This is a genomic window from Neptunomonas sp. ABH4_499 (assembly GCF_056160565.1).
The window spans coordinates 95249-117696 of the sequence record NZ_JBSWXK010000003.1; the positions used below are offsets into that span (position 1 = coordinate 95249).

The 22448-nt window shown below is 51.0% G+C and carries 20 protein-coding genes; 2 read left to right on the plus strand and 18 right to left on the minus strand.

Annotated features, from left to right (window positions below; genetic code table 11):
- The first annotated feature begins 84 nt into the window (after positions 1–84).
- Entirely contained in the window at positions 85–2640 is a 2556-nt protein-coding gene (gene mutS / locus ACXAF9_RS03760; RefSeq protein WP_475070582.1) for a DNA mismatch repair protein MutS, read from the plus strand.
- A gap of 20 nt (positions 2641–2660) precedes the next feature.
- Positions 2661–3005: a ferredoxin FdxA gene (fdxA, locus tag ACXAF9_RS03765; protein ID WP_475070584.1), complete on the plus strand. Its 345-nt coding sequence runs from the start codon at positions 2661–2663 to the stop codon at positions 3003–3005.
- A gap of 49 nt (positions 3006–3054) precedes the next feature.
- On the opposite strand, the gene rpoS is transcribed toward fdxA, so the two are convergent.
- The 18 genes from rpoS to ACXAF9_RS03855 form a co-directional block, all read right to left on the minus strand.
- Positions 3055–3999: an RNA polymerase sigma factor RpoS gene (rpoS, locus tag ACXAF9_RS03770; RefSeq protein ID WP_475071122.1), complete on the minus strand. Its 945-nt coding sequence runs from the start codon at positions 3997–3999 to the stop codon at positions 3055–3057.
- Positions 4000–4112: 113 nt separating this feature from the next.
- Positions 4113–5042, minus strand: coding sequence for a peptidoglycan DD-metalloendopeptidase family protein (locus ACXAF9_RS03775; RefSeq protein ID WP_475070586.1), 930 nt, complete (start codon positions 5040–5042; stop codon positions 4113–4115).
- 8 nt (positions 5043–5050) lie between these two features.
- Positions 5051–5980 carry a polyprenyl-phosphate transporter gene (locus ACXAF9_RS03780; protein WP_475070589.1) on the minus strand — a complete coding sequence of 310 codons (930 nt, stop codon included), beginning with the start codon at positions 5978–5980 and terminating at the stop codon, positions 5051–5053.
- 50 nt (positions 5981–6030) lie between these two features.
- Positions 6031–6666, minus strand: coding sequence for a protein-L-isoaspartate(D-aspartate) O-methyltransferase (locus tag ACXAF9_RS03785; protein ID WP_475071124.1), 636 nt, complete (start codon positions 6664–6666; stop codon positions 6031–6033).
- Positions 6667–6692: 26 nt separating this feature from the next.
- Positions 6693–7445, minus strand: coding sequence for a 5'/3'-nucleotidase SurE (gene surE / locus ACXAF9_RS03790; protein WP_475070591.1), 753 nt, complete (start codon positions 7443–7445; stop codon positions 6693–6695).
- Positions 7445–8479: a tRNA pseudouridine(13) synthase TruD gene (gene truD / locus ACXAF9_RS03795; protein ID WP_475070595.1), complete on the minus strand. Its 1035-nt coding sequence runs from the start codon at positions 8477–8479 to the stop codon at positions 7445–7447. Before truD ends, surE begins: the two co-directional genes overlap by 1 nt.
- Entirely contained in the window at positions 8463–8774 is a 312-nt protein-coding gene (gene ftsB, locus ACXAF9_RS03800; RefSeq protein ID WP_475070598.1) for a cell division protein FtsB, read from the minus strand. Before ftsB ends, truD begins: the two co-directional genes overlap by 17 nt.
- Positions 8775–8833: 59 nt before the next feature.
- Entirely contained in the window at positions 8834–10129 is a 1296-nt protein-coding gene (eno, locus tag ACXAF9_RS03805) for a phosphopyruvate hydratase (RefSeq protein ID WP_475070600.1), read from the minus strand.
- A 42-nt stretch (positions 10130–10171) separates the two neighbouring features.
- Positions 10172–11809: a CTP synthase gene (locus ACXAF9_RS03810; protein WP_475070603.1), complete on the minus strand. Its 1638-nt coding sequence runs from the start codon at positions 11807–11809 to the stop codon at positions 10172–10174.
- An 87-nt stretch (positions 11810–11896) separates the two neighbouring features.
- The gene (gene tilS, locus ACXAF9_RS03815; RefSeq protein WP_475070607.1) at positions 11897–13306 is read right to left on the minus strand and encodes a tRNA lysidine(34) synthetase TilS; all 1410 of its coding nucleotides are present in this window, start codon (positions 13304–13306) and stop codon (positions 11897–11899) included.
- Positions 13284–14243 carry an acetyl-CoA carboxylase carboxyl transferase subunit alpha gene (gene accA / locus ACXAF9_RS03820; RefSeq protein WP_475070609.1) on the minus strand — a complete coding sequence of 320 codons (960 nt, stop codon included), beginning with the start codon at positions 14241–14243 and terminating at the stop codon, positions 13284–13286. Before accA ends, tilS begins: the two co-directional genes overlap by 23 nt.
- Positions 14244–14322: 79 nt before the next feature.
- Positions 14323–17823: a DNA polymerase III subunit alpha gene (dnaE, locus tag ACXAF9_RS03825; RefSeq protein ID WP_475070613.1), complete on the minus strand. Its 3501-nt coding sequence runs from the start codon at positions 17821–17823 to the stop codon at positions 14323–14325.
- 9 nt (positions 17824–17832) lie between these two features.
- Positions 17833–18435, minus strand: coding sequence for a ribonuclease HII (rnhB, locus tag ACXAF9_RS03830; protein ID WP_475070615.1), 603 nt, complete (start codon positions 18433–18435; stop codon positions 17833–17835).
- Between the two features lie 31 nt (positions 18436–18466).
- The gene (lpxB, locus tag ACXAF9_RS03835; RefSeq protein ID WP_475070618.1) at positions 18467–19648 is read right to left on the minus strand and encodes a lipid-A-disaccharide synthase; all 1182 of its coding nucleotides are present in this window, start codon (positions 19646–19648) and stop codon (positions 18467–18469) included.
- A 14-nt stretch (positions 19649–19662) separates the two neighbouring features.
- Complete coding sequence (lpxA, locus tag ACXAF9_RS03840; RefSeq protein ID WP_475070622.1) at positions 19663–20433, minus strand: acyl-ACP--UDP-N-acetylglucosamine O-acyltransferase; 771 nt, start codon at positions 20431–20433, stop codon at positions 19663–19665.
- A gap of 2 nt (positions 20434–20435) precedes the next feature.
- The gene (gene fabZ / locus ACXAF9_RS03845) at positions 20436–20873 is read right to left on the minus strand and encodes a 3-hydroxyacyl-ACP dehydratase FabZ (RefSeq protein ID WP_475070625.1); all 438 of its coding nucleotides are present in this window, start codon (positions 20871–20873) and stop codon (positions 20436–20438) included.
- Positions 20870–21931 carry a UDP-3-O-(3-hydroxymyristoyl)glucosamine N-acyltransferase gene (lpxD, locus tag ACXAF9_RS03850; RefSeq protein ID WP_475070629.1) on the minus strand — a complete coding sequence of 354 codons (1062 nt, stop codon included), beginning with the start codon at positions 21929–21931 and terminating at the stop codon, positions 20870–20872. Before lpxD ends, fabZ begins: the two co-directional genes overlap by 4 nt.
- Positions 21931–22428, minus strand: coding sequence for an OmpH/Skp family outer membrane protein (locus tag ACXAF9_RS03855; protein ID WP_475070632.1), 498 nt, complete (start codon positions 22426–22428; stop codon positions 21931–21933). The genes lpxD and ACXAF9_RS03855 overlap by 1 nt, the downstream gene beginning before the upstream one ends.
- Positions 22429–22448: the final 20 nt, after the last annotated feature.

Below are 22448 nucleotides of genomic sequence, written 5' to 3' on the forward strand. Positions count from 1 at the left end.
TATCTCTGTTCCCACCTTCACCGGTTTGCTACCCTATGCGGCACTTTTAGATCGCCCGTAAACGCCGAGTAAAGAGCAACACAGATGTCTCAACAACACACCCCTATGATGCAACAGTACTTCAAGATCAAAGCGGATTATCCGCACCAATTGGTCTTCTATCGCATGGGGGATTTTTACGAGCTGTTCTACGACGATGCTAAAAAAGCCGCCGCGCTGCTGGACATTTCATTAACCGCTCGCGGTAAATCAGGGGGCGACCCCATCCCGATGGCGGGCATCCCTCACCACGCGGCCGAGGGTTACATCGCGAAAATCGTTCGGGCGGGTGAGTCGGTTGTGATCTGCGAGCAATACGGAGACCCAGCCACCAGCAAAGGGCCTGTTGAGCGTAAAGTTGCCCGGATCGTCACACCGGGTACCCTAAGCGATGAAGCGTTTTTGGATGAGTCGCGCGATAACATCTTAATGGCGATAGATCACCATCAAGAACGTTTTGGGGTATCGCTTGTGGATATCAGTACCGGCCGATTCAGCTTGATGGAATTGGACGATCAAGAGGCCCTCTTTGCCGAGCTTGAGCGGCTAAAGCCTGCCGAGATTCTGTACAACGACGATACGCCATTGAACAGCTTGCTCGCACAGCGCAAAGGCTTGCGTAAGCAGCCGCCTTGGAATTTCGAGCAGGAAACCGCCGAACGCTTACTGTGCCAGCAATTTAACACCCAAGATTTAGGCGGTTTTGGCATTGAGAATATGCCATTAGCCATCGGGGCAGCCGGCTGCTTACTGCAATACGCCAAAGACACCCAGCGCTCGGCATTGCCGCACATTCGTCGCTTGTTGATCGAGCAACGTTCGGAGTCCGTGATTCTGGATGCGGCCACTCGTAAAAACCTTGAGATCGATCAAAACCTATCCGGCGGCCGTGATAACACCTTAATCAGCGTTCTTGATACCACAGCAACCGCAATGGGCAGTCGTATGCTGCGCCGCTGGTTGAACAAGCCACTACGCGATATGAACACCCTACTCGATCGCCAAGAGGCGATTCAGTGGTTTATTAATGATTACCGCTTTGAGCCGTTACACAGCACCTTAAAGGGTATTGGCGACATCGAGCGAATCCTATCGCGTGTGGGCCTAGGTTCTGCACGTCCACGCGATCTTGAACGCCTTCGCGATGCGCTCGCAAAGTTACCGGATCTACAAGGATTACTGGAGCACGCTCAGCGCCCGCAATCGGTATCGAACCTCTCAACAATGATCAGCGATTTTCCAGAACAAGCTGAGCTTCTGGCCCGCGCCATCATTGATAATCCACCGGTGGTGATTCGAGATGGCGGCGTCATTGCCGATGGTTACGATGCCGAACTTGATGATCTTCGCAACATTAGCGAAAACGCCGGTGAGTACCTGATTAAGCTTGAACAACAAGAGCGTGAACGCACCGGGATTGCGACGCTAAAAGTGGGATATAACCGAGTCCACGGCTACTTTATCGAGATCAGCAAAGGCCAAGCAGAAGACGCGCCGGTGGAGTACATCCGCCGTCAAACACTGAAAAACGCCGAGCGATTTATCACCCCAGAGCTCAAAGCCTTTGAAGATAAAGCGCTCAGTGCCAAAAGCCGCGCCCTTGCCCGCGAAAAGGCCCTCTATGATGAGCTGATCGAAACCCTTGCGACGCACTTACCGCAACTGCAAGACTGCGCACACGGACTGGCCGAGCTAGATACCCTGTGCACGCTCGCCGAGCGGGCCGATACTTTGCATTTTTGCGCGCCAAGTCTTAAGCAAACGCCGCAATTAAGCATTGTTCAAGGTCGCCACCCGGTGGTCGAATCGGTTTTGGATACGCCGTTTGTCTGTAATGATCTCTCGATGGACCCGGAGCGTCGAATGTTGATCATCACAGGTCCGAACATGGGTGGTAAATCCACCTACATGCGTCAAGCGGCACTGATTGCGTTATTGTCTCATATCGGAAGCTATGTCCCCGCCGAGCAAGTCACCATTGGGATCATGGATCGAATCTTTACCCGTATGGGCTCATCCGATGATTTGGCCGGTGGCCGATCAACCTTTATGGTTGAAATGACCGAAACCGCCAACATCCTCCATAATGCCAGCGAAAACAGCTTAGTTTTGATGGACGAGGTGGGTCGAGGCACAAGTACCTTTGATGGTCTGTCACTCGCGTGGTCTGCAGCAGAATACCTAGCCCGCGAAATTAAAGCCTTTACGTTGTTTGCGACGCACTACTTTGAGCTGACCGCATTACCAGAACAACAAGAAGGTGTCTTTAACGTGCACCTGACCGCCCTTGAGCACAACGACTCTATCGTCTTTATGCACGAGGTTCAGGAAGGTCCTGCCAGTCAAAGTTATGGCTTACAGGTCGCTCAGCTTGCGGGTGTTCCGAACCATGTAATCCAACAAGCCAAGGCCAAGCTGCATCAGTTGGAATCAGACTCCGTACATCAGGTGTTGGAGGCAACACCGCCGCCTCCGGTCCAATCTGACCTCTTTACGGCGCCCACCCACGCTGTGGTTGAACGCCTGAAAGAGATCGACCCTAATGATTTAACTCCTAGACAGGCGTTAGAGCTGCTATATTCAATGAAAGAACAGCTCTAACAACCTGCAGGAGGTCAACCATGACCTACGTCGTCACACAGAACTGCATTCGCTGTAAATACACCGATTGCGTCGAAGTATGTCCGGTTGATTGCTTTTACGAGGGGGATAACTTTTTGGTTATCCACCCCGATGAGTGCATCGATTGTGGGCTATGCGAGCCTGAATGCCCCGCCAGTGCGATCTTTCTGGATGATGATGTGCCAGATGATCAACAGATTTTCATTGATCTGAACGCGGAACTCAGTGAGGTATGGAATAACATTCCTCTGCGAAAAGCGCCGATGGAAGACGCCGAGCAGTGGAACGGCAAGCCGAATAAACTGACCTACTTGATCAAAGAAGCCAGCCTTCGCGCTAGTTGATTGAACAAAGTCACCTAAACAAAAGCCGGTTTAAAAACCGGCTTTTGTCTTAGCGAAGTAAGTCTTCTGAAGAGAGGCCATTGCTCTCTACGATGTCTCGGAGTTTACGTAACGCTTCCACTTGAATCTGGCGAACTCGCTCACGGGTTAACCCGATCTCGGAACCCACCTCTTCAAGTGTGCTCATCTCGTAACCGCGCAAACCGAATCGACGGGAAAGCACTTCGGAGTGTTTCTCCGGCAGCATATCCAGCCACTTTTCCAAGTTACCACTGATGTTGTTTTTCTGCAGCAAGATAGCCGGATCAGACGAATCAACATCGGCGATGGTCTCGATCACTGGCTTGTCAGAGTCGCCCATTGGCACATCAATGGAAGAGACACGCTCATTAAGGCCCAGCATCTTCTGTACGGTTTCTACCGGTTTGCAGACTGCATCGGCGATCTCTTCCGCTGATGGCTCATGATCCAGCTTTTGAGACAGTTCACGTGCAGCGCGCAGGTACACATTCAACTCTTTAACCACATGAATGGGCAGACGAATCGTACGTGTTTGGTTCATGATCGCACGTTCGATCGTTTGACGAATCCACCACGTGGCGTAGGTCGAGAATCGGAAACCACGCTCTGGGTCGAACTTTTCGACCGCACGAATCAAGCCTAAGTTACCCTCTTCAACCAGATCCAATAAAGTCAGACCTCGGTTGATGTAACGTCGGGAAATTTTAACCACTAAGCGCAAGTTACTTTCGATCATGCGCTTACGAGCCGCTTCATCACCCTTGAGTGCCAAACGGGAGTAGTAGACCTCCTCCTCGGCGGATAACAAAGGGGAGAAACCAATCTCGTTTAAATAGAGTTGGGTTGCATCCAACGACTTGGCGTTCATCAGGTCTTTATGAGCTAAACTGCCGCGGCCTCGGCCACCATTTAGGATCTCGGGTGAGTCATCCTGATCATCGTCATCATTGTCGTTATCGGCATCAAATTCCATATCGGTGACATCGTCCTCGACACCCTCGAAGATAATTTCGTCTTTGCCACCCTTTCGCTTATCACTGGTCGCCATCACAGTTGTCACCTTTATGCATCCGATATTTTTATTATTTACCTGTTGGGTAAATACCGTAGCGGATCAACCGGCTTCCCATCCTTGCGAATCTCGAAGTGAAGCATGGTACTAACTGCCCCGCTATTACCTATTTCGGCAATTTTTCCACCAACCTTAACAAAATCGTTCTCTTTCACGAGAATTTTGCTGTTGTGGGCGTAAGCACTTAAGTATTCCTGATTGTGGTTAATAATAATTAGATTCCCGTAGCCATGAAGGCCATTGCCAGCATACACCACTTTTCCGGATGCAGCTGCAAATACTGGATCACCCGTACGACCGGCTAAGTTAATGCCCCGGTTTAAGTCTCCTTTGGATGAGAAACGGCTTAATAACCGACCGGATGCGGGCCAACGCCACTGAACCTTAGTATTGGCTGGCACAGCAGAGGCCGTCTGCGTTTTAGGGACACTGGCCACTTTGACAGGCGTCTTGCTACTGGATGCGCTTTTGCTGCTAGACGTACTTGAGCGGGAAACCGTCGCCGACGTTGAAGCCTTTGATGACGAGGCCTTAGAGGACGATGAGGCACTGGAGCTCTGACTGCGTGTGTTAGATGACGCCACCTGTGTGGATGACCTTGTCGGGGAGGCCTTTAACGTTAACACCTGACCTACATAGATGGTGTAGTTATTACGAATGTTGTTGTTACGCGCTAAAGCTCGATAGTCTAAACCATAGCGAAAGGCGATTGAGTATAAGGTGTCCCCTCGGCGTACTCGGTACTCATTAGGGGCGACGGGGGTTTGTACTTGACCGCCACGTACAATCTCAACACGGCGATTTTGGTTAACGGAAAGGTCCGTTACCGGCGCATAACCTGAGGAGCACCCCACTAATAACACCACCAGCATCGCCATCAAAGAGCGATAGGGCTTGATCGGTGTTGGAAGTACTCGATAGAGCCATGCTGTCGGTCGCGTCATATCCTCACTCAGTTCTGATCTCGATCGATCCACAATACCAATACAAGACCGACCGCAAAAGCCGCTAAGGCGTAGACGAAGTACGCTTCATGCCCTGTCATCACAGTATAGTTGAATGGCGAGATGTTCTCTTGCACCAGTGGGATTTGATCACCATGACGATCCACCGTGTAAGAGGTGGTGTACTTCCAAGGCCACACTTTATTTAATGAGCCAAGTAAAAAGCCCGACATAACAGCCAGCGTCGGAATGCGGTAGTGTGAAAAGAGCCAATGCAGGACGTGGGAAAACATCAGTAATCCGCCCACAGCTCCGAGCCCGAACAAACCGATGATGGTCAGATCAAACGCTTTAACCGCCATCAACACCGTGCTGTACATTCCAAGTAGCAGCAAGATAAATGAGCCAGAAATGCCCGGTAAGATCATGGCGCAAATAGCGATGGATCCTGAGAGCAACACCATTAATGGCGTCGCTTCAACCTGTGTCGGTGATACCGAGGTAATCCCATAGGCAATAAGACCACCGGCAATGAACAAAGCGCTGTTGGTCGCATTCCATGTGGGGATGTGGCGCGCAATCGACCAGGTTGATGCCAAGATCAGACCAAAGAAAAACGCCCAAAGAATCTCGGGATAGTTGCTGAGCATGTACAGCACGGCCGAGGCCAGAGCGACAATACTGATCCCGATACCGGCCACCAAGGCCAGTAGAAAACTACCATTAATGTGCTGCCAAAACGCTTTAGGCCCTTGTTTGAATAAAATGCCTAACGCCGCTGGGTTGCATTGCCGAATGCTGTAAATCAGCTCTTCATAAATGCCGGTAATGAACGCGATGGTTCCGCCAGAAACACCCGGGACGGCATCCGCAGCCCCCATCATCATTCCCTTGATTAACACCCAAACATATTCGACCAGACTCCGCTGTTGTCTCACGTACTACCTCAATCAATGACCTGTAGGGCGCTTATATCGCCGCTCTATCCTTAGCGAACCGTACCCGAGAGTAACGGCACAAATTTAACGTCCTCAAGCACGTGCGTTTCAAACTGCTTTTCTGACACACGCACAATACGTTGAAGTGACTGCTGATCACCCCCAACGGGAATCAATAATCGACCACCGACGGCCAACTGTTGAAGCAACTCCTCTGGGACGTGATCCGGTGCGGCCGTCACGATGATCCCATCAAAAGGCGCCATGGATGGCCAGCCCATTCCACCATCGGAGTGTTGAAGCTGAATATTTCTGAGCCCAATCTGACGAAAACGTTCCCGGGCGCGATCCTGAAGCGGTTTAATGCGCTCGGCGGAATACACTTTATCCACCAGCTGAGACAACACCGCTGTTTGATATCCAGACCCTGTACCAATCTCAAGCACCTGCTTAAGCGGGCCATCGGAGAGCAGTTCTTCAGTCATTTTGGCGACGATGTAGGGCTGAGAAATCGTTTGGTTAAAACCAATCGGCAGAGCGGTATCTTCGTACGCTCGATGAGACAACGCCTCATCAATAAAGAGATGACGCGGTGTATTCAGGATAACCTCTAACACCGACTCATCGGAAATGCCTTGCTCTTTCAGGCGGTTAATGAGCCGCTCGCGTGTGCGGCGTGAGGTCATACCGATGCCCTGAAACACAATATCATTCACGATAAGCTCTCCAACCACTCCCCCAGGTGCTCCATTGAGGAATAGAGTGTCATATCTATGTGTAAGGGTGTGATCGATACAAATCCTTGTTCGATCGCGTAAAAGTCAGTGCCTTCATCTTTATCAACGGCATCACCCGCGCCAGCGACCCAATAGCGGATCTTACCGCGAGGGTCAGTTGCCGCCTCAGGAATCCCTGCAGCCGCTCGGTGCCCCAAACGCGTCAGATGAATACCTTTGATTTCATCCAAAGGAAGGTCAGGCACGTTCACATTAAGAACGGTTCTAGGGGGCAGCTCCAAAGAGGCGATGTTCTGGACGATGGTTTTAACGATCTCTGCCGCCGTTTCATAATGCTTGGGGTAATGGCTCGCCAGCGATACCGCAATCGGTGGGTAGAGCAAAGCACGCCCTTCCATCGCGGCCGCGACGGTACCAGAATACAGCACATCATCGCCTAAATTTGCCCCAGCATTAATACCAGAAACCACCATGTCCGGCTTATCACCAAACAAACCGGAAATGCCCATGTGAACACAATCGGTGGGGGTGCCATTCAGGCTAATAAAGCCGTTTTCCAGTGTGTGTGCTTCTACAGGACGATCCAAGGTCAGTGCATTACTGGCACCACTTCGGTTTCGATCTGGGGCCACCACGGTGGCGTTAGCAATTTGGCTCATCGCTTTTTCTAAAGCGGCGATGCCCGGTGCAAACACACCGTCATCGTTTGACACTAAGATCGTTTTCATTACGATGCCTCAGCTTGACTCACGTCGCACAATTCCCTGAGTACAGTGGTTGCAAATGCACCCGCTGGAAGCGAAAAGTGCACAACCCACTGACCTTCTTGTTCTTTTTCAACACGCAGACCTTCAGGATACAAAACGGCCGCGCGTCGCTCCTGATTAAGTCCTAGGTGTTCTAATCGTTCGAGTATTTCAGCGTACGGGGCAAGCGTCGATGCTTCAAAGGCTTTTGCATCAGCGTCAACCAGTGAGCGACCTCGTCCCCACAAAGGCGCGGTCAGTAAAATATCGCGGTTCTTGAGACGATCTTCAAGCTCTGTATCCACTTGATCTGCCACAAAAACACTGTTCGAACCGTTCAACATCATGACATCCCCCGCCATCGGGGTTGAAAACAGTCCTTTTTGGATACGTTCTGAAATCAGATGATTAAAGACCCACGAACGCACCGCCGAGATGTACAAGCCTTTTTTGTGACGCTGACGCTCTTGATATTCCCCTTTTAACAGCGCAATACCCTTATCTAAATTGCCACCGTGATGACCAAAGCGCTGCTCGCCAAAGTAGTTAGGCACGCCGTTTTTAACCTGCTCGACTCGGCTTAAAAAGTCCGCTTCGTTGGTTAAGTTGCGCAAGCGAATCGAAAAGCGATTCCCGGCAAGGTTACCTAAACGCAGCTTTCGTGGGTGACGTTTAAAGTCCAACACCTCAATGGTATCGCGGTTAAACATCTTCCAATTCAAAAGCCTGGTGCCAGGGAAGCGCACACAAAACCATTGTTCAGTCACCGCATGACGGTCTTTTTTACCGGCGTAGCTCACATCCTTAGGCGGCACCTGAGCAAAATTCGCCAGTTGTCGTGCAACCCAATCGGTGTTTTCTCCGGTTTTACGAATCCGAATAAAGACGTGCTCCCCTTCGCCTTCTGGCTCAAAAAGAGGGATCTCGCACACTTGGAAATCGTCAGGTTCGGTGCGGATAATGGCCGTAGATGCAGGAGGGGATGATAGATATGCGTAATCAGTCGGCAGGGACATCAGCCTGTTCACTCTCTCGTTGATGGGGGTTAACCAGTTGATAGAAGGTTTCCCCTTCTTTAACCATGCCCTGGCCGCTTCGGGCGCGCTCCTCAATCGCTGAGGTGCCTTTTTTAAGATCGTTGACTTCGGCCTCTAACTGCTTATTTCGAAGCTGTAGACGGTCGTTCTCTTTCTTTTGATCTGCAATCTGAGCTTGTAATTCGGTGATTTGACGAACATTCGCTTCACCAAACCAAAGACGATACTGAAGCGCACACAATAAAAGAATTAACAGTGCTAAAAACCAACGCAACAGAGTTTCCTCAGAGTCTAAAAAGGGGGCCAAAGCCCCCTTTCATTGGGTCGTGTGACTTACGCCTGACCCTTGATTTCTGAACGACCTTTGTAGGTCGCTTTTTCGCCCAGCTCTTCTTCGATGCGAAGCAGACGGTTGTACTTAGCAACACGGTCTGAACGGCACAAAGAACCGGTTTTGATTTGGCCTGCAGCCGTACCAACCGCCAAGTCAGCGATGGTGGTGTCTTCGGTTTCGCCTGAACGGTGAGAGATAACAGCCGTGAAGCCTGCATCTTTCGCCATCTGGATAGCATCCAGCGTTTCAGACAAAGAACCGATCTGGTTGAACTTGATCAGGATCGAGTTACCGATGCCTTGCTCAATACCACGGCTCAGGATTTTAGTGTTGGTTACGAACAGGTCGTCACCCACCAGCTGTACTTTGTCACCGATCTTTTGAGTCAGACCAGCCCAACCTTCCCAGTCAGACTCATCCATACCGTCTTCGATCGATACGATTGGGTAGTTTTCAGTCAACTGCGCTAGGTAATCCGCAAAACCGGCGGCATCGAAGACTTTGCCTTCGCCAGACAGATCGTACTTACCGTCTTTGTAGAACTCAGAAGACGCACAATCCAGAGCCAGAGTGATGTCTTTACCCAACTCGTAACCTGCTTTAGCGATCGCTTCTTTGATGACAACCAAGGCTTCTTCGTTCGATGCCAGGTTAGGTGCAAAGCCACCTTCGTCACCTACGGCTGTGTTCAGGCCTTTGCTTTGCAGCACAGATTTCAGCGCGTGGAAGATCTCAGCACCACAACGCAGCGCGTCAGAGAACTTAGTGAAGCTTACTGGTTGAACCATGAACTCTTGGATATCAACATTGTTATCCGCGTGCTCACCACCATTTAAGATGTTCATCATAGGGACTGGCAAAGAGTATTGGCCAGACGTGCCGTTGATGTCCGCAATGTGCGCGTACAACGGGATGCCTTTTTCAGTCGCCGCCGCTTTTGCAGCTGCCAATGAAACCGCCAGAATCGCGTTCGCACCAAAGTTTGATTTGTTTTCAGTGCCGTCCAGTTCCAACATTTTGTTGTCCAGCGCGCGCTGATCCGTTACATCCATGCCAGTCAGAGCTTCACGGATAGGACCGTTAACCGCAGCAACGGCTTTCAGAACACCTTTACCCAGGTAGCGAGATTTGTCTCCATCGCGAAGCTCCAACGCTTCACGAGAACCTGTAGACGCCCCAGACGGGGCACATGCTGTGCCGATAACGCCGGATGCCAGAATCACATCCGCTTCAACCGTTGGGTTACCACGAGAATCCAACACTTCACGTGCTTTGATGTTGGCGATCTGTGCCATTCTATTACTCTCCAGTTTTCCTATAACACCGTTGTTCTTTTATTACGCGGACTGGCGGCGAGATTGCTCGGCCACTGCAGCTTCAATGAAGCCTTGGAACAATCCATGTCCATCGCGCGGTGAAGACGTGAATTCCGGGTGGAATTGGCACGCCACAAACCAAGGATGATCTGGGACTTCGACGACTTCTACGAGCTCACCGTCGACCGAACGACCCGAAATGATCAAACCGGCTTCCTCAAGAAGAGGAACATAGTTGTTATTGACTTCAAAGCGATGACGGTGACGCTCTTTGATCTCGGTTTCACCGTAAGAGCGCGCAGCAACGGAGCCCTCTTTCAGGTGACAGATCTGAGCACCCAAGCGCATGGTGCCGCCCAAATCGGTCGACTCATTACGCACTTCTTTATCGCCATCTTCCGTGATCCACTCAGTGATCAGACCAATCACAGGGTGTTCAGCGGACTTATCGAATTCTGTTGAGGTTGCACCGGCCAAGTTTGCCACATGACGAGCAAACTCGATCACGGCAACCTGCATACCCAAGCAGATGCCTAAGTAAGGGACTTTGTTCTCGCGCGCGTATTTAACGGCCGCAATTTTGCCCTCTACGCCACGCTCACCGAAACCACCCGGCACCAAAATAGCGGAGGCGTCTTTAAGGATATCAACGCCTTCACGCTCGATGCGTTCTGAGTCGATGTATTCAATCTCAACTTTCTTACGCAGTTTGATACCCGCATGCGAGATCGCTTCGATCAAGGATTTGTACGCATCCAGCAGCTCCATGTACTTACCGACCATGGCGATCTTAACGTGACCGTCTGGGTTCAGGTGTGCATCAGCAACATCCGCCCATTCCGTCAAATCGGCCGCAGGTGCGTCTAGGTTGAAGCGTTCAACCACGATATCATCCAAACCTTGTTCGCACAGCATACGTGGGATGTTGTAAATGGTATCGGCATCCGGCATCGAAATCACCGCGCGCTCTTCAACGTTGGTGAACAACGAAAGCTTACGACGTGAAGAATCAGGGATCGGCTGCTCAGCACGGCACACCAAAATATCTGGCTGAATACCAATCGAGCGCAGCTCTTTCACAGAGTGCTGAGATGGCTTGGTTTTGATCTCACCGGCTGTCGCAATGTAAGGCACCAGTGTCAGGTGCATGAACATCGCACGAGAGAAACCAAGCTCAGCCTTCATTTGACGAACGGCTTCTAGGAACGGCTGGGATTCAATGTCCCCCACAGTACCGCCGATCTCGACCAATGCGACATCGGCATCCCCAGCACCTTCGATAACACGACGCTTAATCTCGTCGGTAATGTGCGGAATCACCTGCACAGTACCGCCCAAGTAATCACCACGACGCTCTTTGTTCAGAACGTGCTGGTAAACGCGACCGGTTGTAAAGTTGTTGCGCTTCGTCATCGTTGTACGGATGAAGCGCTCGTAGTGACCTAAGTCCAGATCCGTCTCGGCACCGTCCTCGGTTACGAAGACCTCACCGTGCTGGAAAGGGCTCATCGTACCCGGATCCACGTTGATGTAAGGATCGAGTTTCAGCATGGTGACTTTCAAACCGCGTGCTTCCAGAATTGCAGCAAGCGAAGCGGATGCGATGCCTTTGCCCAAAGAGGACACGACACCACCTGTGACGAAAATGTAACGCGTCATGTGGAACCTGTATTGGCTTAAAGATGTGAGGGAAAAACGTTAATCGAGATGGGGCTACAGGATAGCAAAAAACCCTTGATTGGACAATCAAAAGGGACGCCAAGTCAGTGCAAATCGAAGATTTTCTTCACCGTTACTCTCATCTTCTTCAGCAAGGACCAGACTTGGGATGGCCACGATTTGATCATCACGCATAAAAATGGGCCAACCCGCGCGTTGCCAAGGCGGCACCCCTGCTTCTTGAAACAGGGATTTTAAGGTTTTTGCAGGGCGATTTTTGGCTTTTACCCGAAGACCTGAGCGATCCTCACACAAAGTTACCTTATCGGAGTAGATCCAACCAGATTGCGCCATTTGCAAGGTTAAAACACCTAAAGGATGCAGCGCGCAAAAATCCCCCGCGACCACCGACACAACGGGTAAGGCAAAGCAGTTTATCGTCGTGTGCTTATTCAGGATGCTGACTTTTACACACCAGACATGATCGCGATAACGGCGTAGCTCTACAGCGCCAAAGGCGATCACCGGCTGGGCATCCTCTTTGGCAAACATCAGCTCATCAACGACTTTCGCGCTCTCCGTTTCACTGACACGCAGATATGTATGTCGCTCGATAAAGCGTCGCAGCAATGGGGCTTGGTAACTCTCTTTTTGGGAGGACCAGTTTGAAATACAAAGCGCCCCCTCTTGGTTGAGACACCCCGCGAGCTTTTCATCAAGCAGTTCATTCAAAAGTGAAGATTGCTCCTGCATTCGCGCCGCCAGCTGCCCCATCTGAGAGATCGCTTTTGGCCAGCGCGCTTTAAGCAGAGGCAAAAGCTGATGCCGTAAGTAGTTCCGATCATAATCACTGCCCGCGTTTGTAGGGTCCTCCACCCAGCAAAGCGCCTGCTTGTCAGCAAAGGCTTCGAGTTGAGCCCTTGGCTCGTGTAATAAGGGGCGGATCAACACACCACGCCCAAACACTCTAAGCTCCGGAATCCCACCCAAACCAGAAGGGCCTGTCCCTCTAGCCAGTCGGAACAGCAAAGTTTCGGCTTGATCATCAGCGTGATGGGCCATCAGGACGATGGCGTTTTTCGCTAACCCATCCGATAAAGCAGCCAACCTTGCCGCTCGGGCGCTGGCTTCGGAGGCATCTTTCAGGGTACAGCGTTTCACCTCACACTCAACGCCCAAGCTTTTCGCAAATGCACGGCAATGAACACCCCAATCATGGGAAACGGCTTGCAATTGATGATCGATGTAGATCGCCTTGATGTATCGGGCAGGCACGCTTTGGGCGAGCAAGGTCAACAGAACCGTTGAGTCCAAACCACCACTGAAGGCTACAACAAAGTGAGGGGGTTGATCCGCTTCCTGAGGGAGTAGGCCTGTATCTTGGGCCTTGGCACAAAGGGCAGAAAGCCGGCTTTGGAACCGGCTTAGTAGAGTATCAGGCTTAAGCGGATCACTTAAGCCTAGAGATAACTGATCACTCAGCGGAGTTGATGCCATAAGACATCAGACGGTTGTATCGACGATCGATCAACTCATCTTGATTCAACACATCCAAACGGTCCAGCGTTTCAAGCAACTGAGCTTTCAGGCTTGCAGCCAACTCCTCTGGAGCACGGTGCGCACCACCGAGGGGTTCCTCAACAACGCGATCAACAAGACCCAGCTCATTAAGGCGCTCCGAGGTGATACCCATCGCTTTTGCCGCATCTTCACGACGCTCTGCACTTTTCCACAGGATAGATGCACAACCTTCTGGTGAAATAACAGAATAGGTGGAGTATTGAAGCATCAGAAGCTCGTCACACACACCAATCGCCAATGCACCACCCGAACCACCTTCACCAACAACGGTCGAGATGATTGGGGTTTTCAGCTGGGACATTTTTGCCAAGTTAAACGCGATCGCTTCACTTTGACCACGCTCTTCAGCGTCGATGCCTGGGTAAGCACCCGGTGTATCAATGAAGGTCAGGATAGGCATTTGGAAACGCTCTGCCATTTCCATTAAACGCAGCGCTTTGCGGTAACCCTCAGGGCGCGGCATACCAAAGTTGCGACGTACTTTTTCTTTAACGTCACGACCTTTTTGGTGACCAATGATCATCACTGGACGGCCATCTAGGCGCGCAATACCACCGACAATTGCGGCATCGTCAGCGAAGTGACGATCGCCGTGGATCTCTTCGAAGTCCGAGAAGATCATGTCGATGTAATCCAGCGTGTAAGGACGCTGTGGATGACGAGAGATCTGAGACACCTGCCAAGCAGTCAGGTTGGAAAAGATCGATTTAGTCAAGTCACGACTCTTTTTGAGCAGGTTATCCAGCTCATCAGTGATGTCGACCTGAGAGTTTTCATGCGCTGTGCGCAACGTTTTGATGTTCTCTTCCAGAGTAGCAATCGGCTGCTCGAAATCCAGGTAATTCGGATTCATGTGATTCGTTTCCGCTTAACTTTCGATGTCGCAAAAAATTAATCGCACATTCTAACGCTCTGTCGGCCGTTTAACCAGCCTAACCGTATCGAATCTGCACGTTATCAAAACCAAAGTGTTCTTTGAGGGCGATGATCAAATCATCACTGGCGGCGACATTCCATTGCGGCCCAAATTGAACCTCCCCTTCGGCATCATCCCTTGTAAAACGTAGGGTTAATGGCAAACCCTCTTTGGATTTGTACTGCTGAAGAAGATCGGTAAACGCGTTCAATCGGCGTCCCGTCAGGGGTTGAGCATCGGCTTTAACCAACACATTGCTGGCGTACTGAGCTCGCACCATCGGAACACTCAAGAGTTTATTACAGCGAACCTTAAGCCCACCCGAATAATCATCTTGAGTGACCTCACCTTCCATAACCACAATGGTGTCTTTGACCGCCCAATCGCGGCTTTGATCATACAATTCACCATACACCGTCACATCGATACGGGCGCTTCGGTCATCCAAGGTTAAAAAGCACAGCGAGTCACCACGCTTGGTCTTCTTAACGCGCTGATCCACAATAAGACCTGCGATTTTCTGCTGCTTACCACGCGCCGATTGAAGCTCGACGATTTTCTTGGAGACAACGCGTTTAAGCTCCCTCTCGTATTCATCGATCGGGTGACCGGTCAAGTACAAGCCAAGCGTGTCTTTCTCGCCTTTGAGGCGTTCTTTGTCCGTCCAAGGGCGAGCGTCCAGATAGTCCTCGTAAGGATCGCGTTCCGCTTCAGCTTCAACCTCACCAAAGAGGTCGAACATACCGGCATCTTGGTTGGAGGCCGATTGACCTGCCGCTTTTAGCGCATCACTGATCGCATCCCAAAGCACCGCTCGGTTGGGGCCTAACTTATCCAAAGCACCCGAGCGCACCAGCGCTTCCAAGACACGTTTATTGAGGTTTTTAGGCCCAACACGCTCACAGAAATCAAACAGATCTTTAAAGTCGCCCTGCCCATCTTGGCGCGCTTGAACAATCGCATCAATGGGGCCTTCACCCACACCCTTAATGGCCCCTAGGCCGTAAACGATGTGCCCTTCATCGTTTACCGTAAACATGTACTCGCCCGCACACACATCCGGTGGGACGGGAGGCAAGCCCATGTTTCGGCACTCTTCAATGAAGATCACGACCTTATCGGTGTTCTGCATATCCGAGGACATAACCGCAGCCATAAAGGGCGCTGGGTAATGCGCTTTAAGCCAAGCCGTCTGGTAGGACACCAGCGCGTATGCCGCCGAGTGAGATTTGTTAAAGCCGTAGCCAGCAAACTTCTCTACAAGGTCAAAGATGTTACCGGCCAAATCCCGATCGATGTTGTTGCCTTCGCACCCTTCCAAGAAGACCGCACGTTGTTTGGCCATCTCCTCCGGTTTTTTCTTACCCATCGCACGACGCAGCATGTCCGCGCCACCGAGGGTATAACCTGCCATCACCTGAGCAATCTGCATGACCTGCTCTTGGTACAGGATGATCCCGTAGGTAGGTTCAAGCACCGGCTGCAGACTGTCTAACTGATAATCTGGATGTGGCCACGCCATCTCCGCTCGACCGTGCTTACGGTTGATGAAGTCATCCACCATGCCCGATTGCAGCGGGCCTGGTCGGAACAAGGCCACCAGAGCGACGATATCCTCAAAGCGTGAGGGCAAAAGACGGCGAACCAAGTCCTTCATGCCGTTGGACTCGAGCTGGAACACCGCGGTGGTTTCAGCCGATTGCAGCAAATCAAAGGTCGGTTTATCTTCAAGAGAGATACGTTCGATTTCGAGCGGCTCTTCCCCTTGTTTGGCGCGAATCGCATTGATGGTTTTCAATGCCCAATCGATGATGGTTAGGGTTCGAAGCCCCAAGAAGTCGAACTTAACCAAGCCCGCTTCCTCGACATCCCCTTTATCGAACTGCGTAACCAAGCCTTGACCTAACTCATCACAATAGGTCGCCGAGAAGTCCGTAAGCTTGGTCGGCGCGATTACCACACCACCGGCGTGTTTACCAACGTTCCGGGTGACACCTTCAAGTTTGAAGGCCATCTCCATAATCTCTTGGGCTTCTTCGCTGGCCTCTACAAACTCACTGAGTGCGGGCTCCACTTCCATCGCTTTGCCAAGCGTCATACCCACTTCAAACGGGATGAGTTTCGAGAGTTTATCCGCTAAGCCAAACGACTTACCTTGTACCCGCGCCACATCCCGCACAACCGCTTTCGCGGCCATGGTACCGAATGTGATGATCTGAGAGACCGCATCGCGACCATAAGTTCGGGCCACGTAGTCGATCACCTTATCGCGGTTATCCATGCAGAAGTCGATATCGAAATCGGGCATCGATACCCGTTCAGGGTTTAGGAATCGCTCAAAGAGTAGGTCGTACTCAAGAGGGTCAAGGTCCGTAATCTTTTGCGCATAAGCCACCAAAGAGCCTGCACCCGAACCCCGCCCTGGTCCAACCGGAATACCGTTGTCTTTGCCCCACTGAATGAAGTCCATGACGATCAGGAAGTAACCTGGGAAACCCATCTGAATGATGATATCGAGCTCAAACTTTAAGCGATCTTCGTACGCTTGGCGCTTCTGCGCATAGTCTGGGTCGTTTTCATCCAGCAGAAACTTTAATCGCTCCTCCAGACCGCGCTCTGAGACATCGATGAAAAACTCATCCATCGACATCCCTTCAGGGATGGGGTATTTCGGCAGGTAGTAAGTGCCTAGATCAATCTCGATGTTACAGCGTTTTGCGATCTCGATTGTATTTTGGATGGCACTTGGGATGTCCGAAAACAATTCGGCCATTTCAGCAGGTGTTCTAAAATATTGCTGATCTGAGTAATCTCGTGGGCGCTTCGGGTCATCTAGGATACGCCCTTGGTTGATGCATACCCGCGCTTCGTGGGCATCGAAATCATCGGGCGAGATAAACATCACATCGTTGGTCGCTACCAATGGGCAACCGGTCGCCAAACCCATTCGGATGCTTTCGGCAACCACCTCTTGCTCACCCGGACGCCCGGTACGCTGAACCTCAAGGTAGAAACGATTCGGAAAGATCGACATCCACTCATCGAGCAAGGCATCGGCCTGACCTTTATCGGCCAAGATCGCTTTGCCGATTTCGCCGCCTTTCGCACCAGAGAGTGCAATCAATCCGTCGGATTTAGCTTTTATCCAGCTTTTACGAAGAATAGCGCGATCGGCGATGACATTTTGGCCCTCCGCGTACCCTTGAGAGATCAGCTCCATCAAGTTCCGGTAGCCCTGCCCCGTTTGAACCAGTAACGTCATCATGTAAGGCTCATCGCCATTGACGTCATCATCATTCAATACCAGAACATCGGTACCACAAATCGGCTTAATGCCAGAACCCGTTGCCGCTTTATAAAATTTTACCAACGCAAACAGGTTCATCTGGTCGGTCATAGCAACCGCTGGCATACCCGCTTCACTGGCGGCTTTAACCAAACCTTTAACGCGCACAAGCCCATCAACAAGGGAGTATTCGGTATGAACTCTTAGGTGTACAAACGGAGTATCAGACATAGTAAAACGTTACGACTGCTCGTTGATGGCCTTAGCCACAGGTTTAAAAGAACGACGGTGCTCTGGCAACACGCCCCATTGCTCGATGGCACTCATGTGTGCCTTGGTGGGATACCCTTTGTGTTGATCGAAACCAAATTGCGGATGCGACTCGTGCAAAGCCACCATTTCCCGGTCACGCACCACTTTCGCCAAGATGGACGCGGCACTGATTTCGGCCACTTTAGCATCGCCTTTAACGATCGCCTCACAGGGATACAACCAAACAGGGCATCGGTTACCATCGACTTTGACAAACTCGGGTTGGATAGACAGCCCCTCCACCGCACGTTTCATCGCTAACATGCTGGCATGAAGAATATTCAGCTGATCAATTTCAGCAGGGCTTGCCGAGGCCACACACCACGCCAGCGCGCGCTCTTTAATGATCTCAAAGAGGGCTTCTCGCTTTTTTTCGGACAGTTTTTTCGAGTCCATCAAGCCTTCGATGGGCCGTTCTGGGTCTAGGATAACCGCCGCTGCAACAACATTCCCGACCAGTGGGCCGCGACCGACCTCATCAACCCCCGCGATGCGTTGTGCTTGTGAAAAATCCATAGAGAGAGTTTGCATTGATCGGCCTCACACTGACTTCGGCCAATCATCATACCTGAAAAACAGGGTGCTTTTCAGCCATCAAGGATAAGACGGCCTTCGCCGCTAATTGATCCGAATCGCGATAAAGGTCATCAAAGATTTGAGTAAAACGCTGCTCTAGCGCCTGCCTTGCCTCAGCGTCGTCTAGCCAATGCGAAAGCTCTTTAGTCAATCGTTCGACGGTCAGCTCATCTTGCAAAATTTCAGGGACTAAAGGTGCGTTCGCTAAGATATTTGGCAAGGACACAAACGGCGTTTTCAACATACGCGAGTAGATCGCATAGGTCAGCCACGCCATTTTATAACCAACGACCATCGGTTTCTTTAACAGGGTCGCCTCAAGCGTTGCCGTGCCCGATGCGATTAAGATCACATCGCTTGCGGCCATCACCACTCTCGACTGCCCAAGCTCGAGTTGGACCTCCAAGCTTGGAAAATCCGATGATAAAACCGACTGGATTTCATCAAACCGCTTTGGGTTAGCGGCGGGCAGTACGATTTTCAGTTCTGGATAGCGTGCTTTTAAGGCCGAAGCGGTCTCTAGAAACGGCTTCAGGAGATACTTGATCTCACTGCCTCGACTGCCCGGCAGCACCGCCAGAACGCGATCCTCTTTTGATAATCCAAGCGAGTCGCGCGCATGAGATAACGAGTCATCATGGGCAACCGTATGGGCTAAAGGATGCCCTACACAAGCGATGCGCTGCTTGGTCTCAGCGTAGTAACGCTCTTCAAACGGAAACAGAGTTAACAGCAAGTCCACTGACTCTTTAATTTTAAAGATGCGTTTGGATTTCCACGCCCAAACCGATGGACTGACATAGTGTACCGTTTGAATACCTGCGGCTTTGAGTCTTTGCTCAACGGTCAAGTTAAAGTCCGGTGCATCAATGCCAATAAAAAGATCGGGCGGGTGATCTATCCAGCGCTGAATCAGATTTTTACGCAGCTTTAACAGCGAGCGCAAACGCCCCAGCACCTCAACCAACCCCATCACCGATAGGCTTTCCATCGGCTCTAGCAGCTCAAGTCCCTCTGCGAGCATCTGGTCACCACCGATGCCTTCAAATTGGACAGTAACGTTTTCAGGGAAGTTGCGCTTAAGCGCACGCATTAATCCGCCACCTAAAATATCGCCGGAGGCTTCCCCGGCGATGATGGCGATTCGCAACACCTTAGGATCTGACACGAGCTAACCGGTGATCAGCGGATGATGCCGCGGGTGGCGTTTTTCAGGAAGTTAATCATCACCGTTAACTCTGAAAACTCACCCTCTTTGGCCTCAAGCTCAGCGATGGCCTGCTCTACCGTCAATTTTTGACGATAGATGGTTTTGTAGGCATTTCGGATGGCGCGCACGCCTTCTGGCGTAAAGCCACGACGCTTTAAACCTTCGGCGTTGATACCATGTGGAGAAGCGGGGTTACCCGTGGCCATCACATAATCCGGTACGTCTTTAATGACGACGGTACCCGCACCGCACATAACGTGCGAGCCGATATGGCAGAACTGATGCACAGCGGTAAAGCCACCTAAAATGGCATAATCACCGACATGAACGTGACCTGCGATGGCTGCGTTATTCGCCATGATGATGTTGTCGCCCACCATGCAATCGTGAGCCACGTGTGTGTTCACCATAAACAGGTTATGACTGCCAATCTTGGTCAGGGATTCATCCTGAACCGTCCCACGATGCACCGTACAACCTTCACGGAACACATTGTGATCGCCAATCTCTAGACGAGTGGCTTCACCAGCGTATTTTTTATCCTGACACTCTTCACCAATGGTGGAAAACTGGAAAATACGATTGTGTTTACCGATAACGGTTGGGCCTTTAATGACGGTATGTGAAGCGATTTCGGTGCCTTCACCGATCTCGACATCGTTACCTATGTAACTCCAAGGCCCAATTTTCACGCCGTCTGCGACTTTAGCACCCAGCTCTACGATGGCTCGTGGATCAATCACATTTACACCTTACGATCTGCACAAAGGATGGTTGCAGAACTAACAGTATCACCATCAACGGTCGCTTTCACAGCAAATTTCCAGATGCCGCGGCGCTCAGAGATGATAGAAGCTTCAAGCTTCAGTTGATCGCCAGGTACGACAGGGCGTTTAAAGCGCAAATCGTCCGCACCAACGAAGTAGTAGATTGAGCCGTCCTGTGGCTTTTTATCCATGGTTTTGAAGCCAAGAATGCCAGCCGCCTGCGCCATTGCTTCTACAATCAGCACGCCAGGCATAACAGGATGATCAGGAAAGTGGCCGTTAAAAAATGGCTCGTTCACCGATACATTTTTGATGGCAACTATGGACTCACCTGCGTTTAATTCCAGTACTCGGTCCACCAGCAAAAAAGGATAGCGGTGAGGGAGGTATTCCCTGATTTCTTTTACATCCATCATTCATCAAAACCTTTTGTCGAAATATCGTCGATCTGTTGTTCTAGTCGTTTAACTCGCCTTGCCATCTCATCCAACTGACGAAAGCGCACGACGTTGCGTTTCCACGTTTGGTGAGATTCTTGACCCGTTCCTGACGAGAAGGCACCACCTGGTTCGGTAATGGACTTGCTGATCAGAGACATCGCGGTGATATGAGTGTGATCTGCGATGGTCAGATGGCCGGTAATGCCACATTGGCCAGCGATGGTACAATGGCGGCCAATTTTAGTGCTTCCTGCGACAGCCGTACAGCCTGCAATTGCGGTTTGTGCACCAATTACCACGTTATGCGCAATTTGGATCTGATTATCTAGCTTAACACCGTCCTCAATGACCGTATTATCCAACGCCCCACGATCAATCGTGGTACTGGCGCCTATCTCCACATCATTACCAATGCGAACACCGCCTAACTGGCAGATCTTGATCCAACCATCACTTGAGGGCGCAAACCCAAACCCATCGGAGCCGATCACAGCACTTGAGTGTATCAAACAGCGCTGTCCCAAATGCACATTCGGGTAAAGCGTCACATTGGCTTCTAAGCGCGTGCGCTCGCCTATGATGCAATCGCGTTCAATGACAGAGTTCGCACCAATGGATACACCCGATTTGATCTCAACGTGATCACCAATCACCACACCTGCTGCAATAGAAGCATCCGCTGCGATGACCGCTGTGGGCGCAATGCTGGCCGAAGGTGAGATATGACCTGTGACGCTGGCGCGCCAATCGAACAGGTGGGTCGCCTTAGCGAACGCTCGGTATGGATGATCCACCACCAGCGCTGCACCACTGACGCTACTTGCTTGATCTTCTCGGACCAGAACCGCACCGGCGTGTGAGCTTGATAATTGGGAAGCGTACTTCGGATTAGCAAGAAAGCTAAGCTCGGATGGCATAGCTTTTTCTAAGGTGTTTAAGCCTTCAATGGTGATGTTAGCATCCCCTTGGACGGTACCGCCCAAGAGTGATGCAATTTCACCTAAGGTGTAGGCTTTTTTTTTCTGCTCGGTCATTACTGTTTGTTCAGAAGCTCAACAACTTGCTTGGTGATATCCACACCTTTGGCTGAGAAAACCGTCGCTTGCTTTGCTAATACCACTTCGTAGCCGTTTTTCTCGATGATCTGGCGGATCACGGTATCCAGTTTCGGACGCATCTCTTCTAAGAACTTCTGTTCACGCTCGATGCGTTTTTGCTGCAATGCTTGACCGTTCTTTTGGAACGCTTCAAACGCTTTTTGGAATTGCAGGCGGCTTTGGTTCAGCTCATCTTGGCTCATTTTAGAGCCGTTTTGACGAATTTTATCTTGCAGTGCTTTGGCTTGCTTCTCGAGCTCAACCACTTTCGCTTCTTCACCACTGAGCTCTTTTTTTAGGTTCTCACGGAAGCTGTTTGCGGCTTTAGAGGTCAACAACGCCTCCTGTACACCCAACACGGCAATTTTTTCAGCAGCTGCAAACGGTGCGAATGCCAGTGCAACAACGGCTAACAGGACTTTCACGGATTTCATACTAATTCGATCCTTATACA

Coding starts and splice junctions, on each gene's coding strand:
- rpoS (WP_475071122.1), bottom strand. CDS start 3,999: ATGGAATTTGATGCCGATAACGACAATGATGACGATGATCAGGATGAC.
- dnaE (WP_475070613.1), bottom strand. CDS start 17,823: ATGTCTGATACTCCGTTTGTACACCTAAGAGTTCATACCGAATACTCC.
- ACXAF9_RS03855 (WP_475070632.1), bottom strand. CDS start 22,428: ATGAAATCCGTGAAAGTCCTGTTAGCCGTTGTTGCACTGGCATTCGCA.
- accA (WP_475070609.1), bottom strand. CDS start 14,243: ATGAATCCGAATTACCTGGATTTCGAGCAGCCGATTGCTACTCTGGAA.
- lpxD (WP_475070629.1), bottom strand. CDS start 21,931: ATGACCGAGCAGAAAAAAAAAGCCTACACCTTAGGTGAAATTGCATCA.
- fabZ (WP_475070625.1), bottom strand. CDS start 20,873: ATGATGGATGTAAAAGAAATCAGGGAATACCTCCCTCACCGCTATCCT.
- tilS (WP_475070607.1), bottom strand. CDS start 13,306: ATGGCATCAACTCCGCTGAGTGATCAGTTATCTCTAGGCTTAAGTGAT.
- fdxA (WP_475070584.1), top strand. CDS start 2,661: ATGACCTACGTCGTCACACAGAACTGCATTCGCTGTAAATACACCGAT.
- rnhB (WP_475070615.1), bottom strand. CDS start 18,435: ATGCAAACTCTCTCTATGGATTTTTCACAAGCACAACGCATCGCGGGG.
- ACXAF9_RS03775 (WP_475070586.1), bottom strand. CDS start 5,042: ATGACGCGACCGACAGCATGGCTCTATCGAGTACTTCCAACACCGATC.
- ACXAF9_RS03810 (WP_475070603.1), bottom strand. CDS start 11,809: ATGACGCGTTACATTTTCGTCACAGGTGGTGTCGTGTCCTCTTTGGGC.
- truD (WP_475070595.1), bottom strand. CDS start 8,479: ATGTCCCTGCCGACTGATTACGCATATCTATCATCCCCTCCTGCATCT.
- surE (WP_475070591.1), bottom strand. CDS start 7,445: ATGAAAACGATCTTAGTGTCAAACGATGACGGTGTGTTTGCACCGGGC.
- eno (WP_475070600.1), bottom strand. CDS start 10,129: ATGGCACAGATCGCCAACATCAAAGCACGTGAAGTGTTGGATTCTCGT.
- ACXAF9_RS03785 (WP_475071124.1), bottom strand. CDS start 6,666: ATGACCTCACGCCGCACACGCGAGCGGCTCATTAACCGCCTGAAAGAG.
- mutS (WP_475070582.1), top strand. CDS start 85: ATGTCTCAACAACACACCCCTATGATGCAACAGTACTTCAAGATCAAA.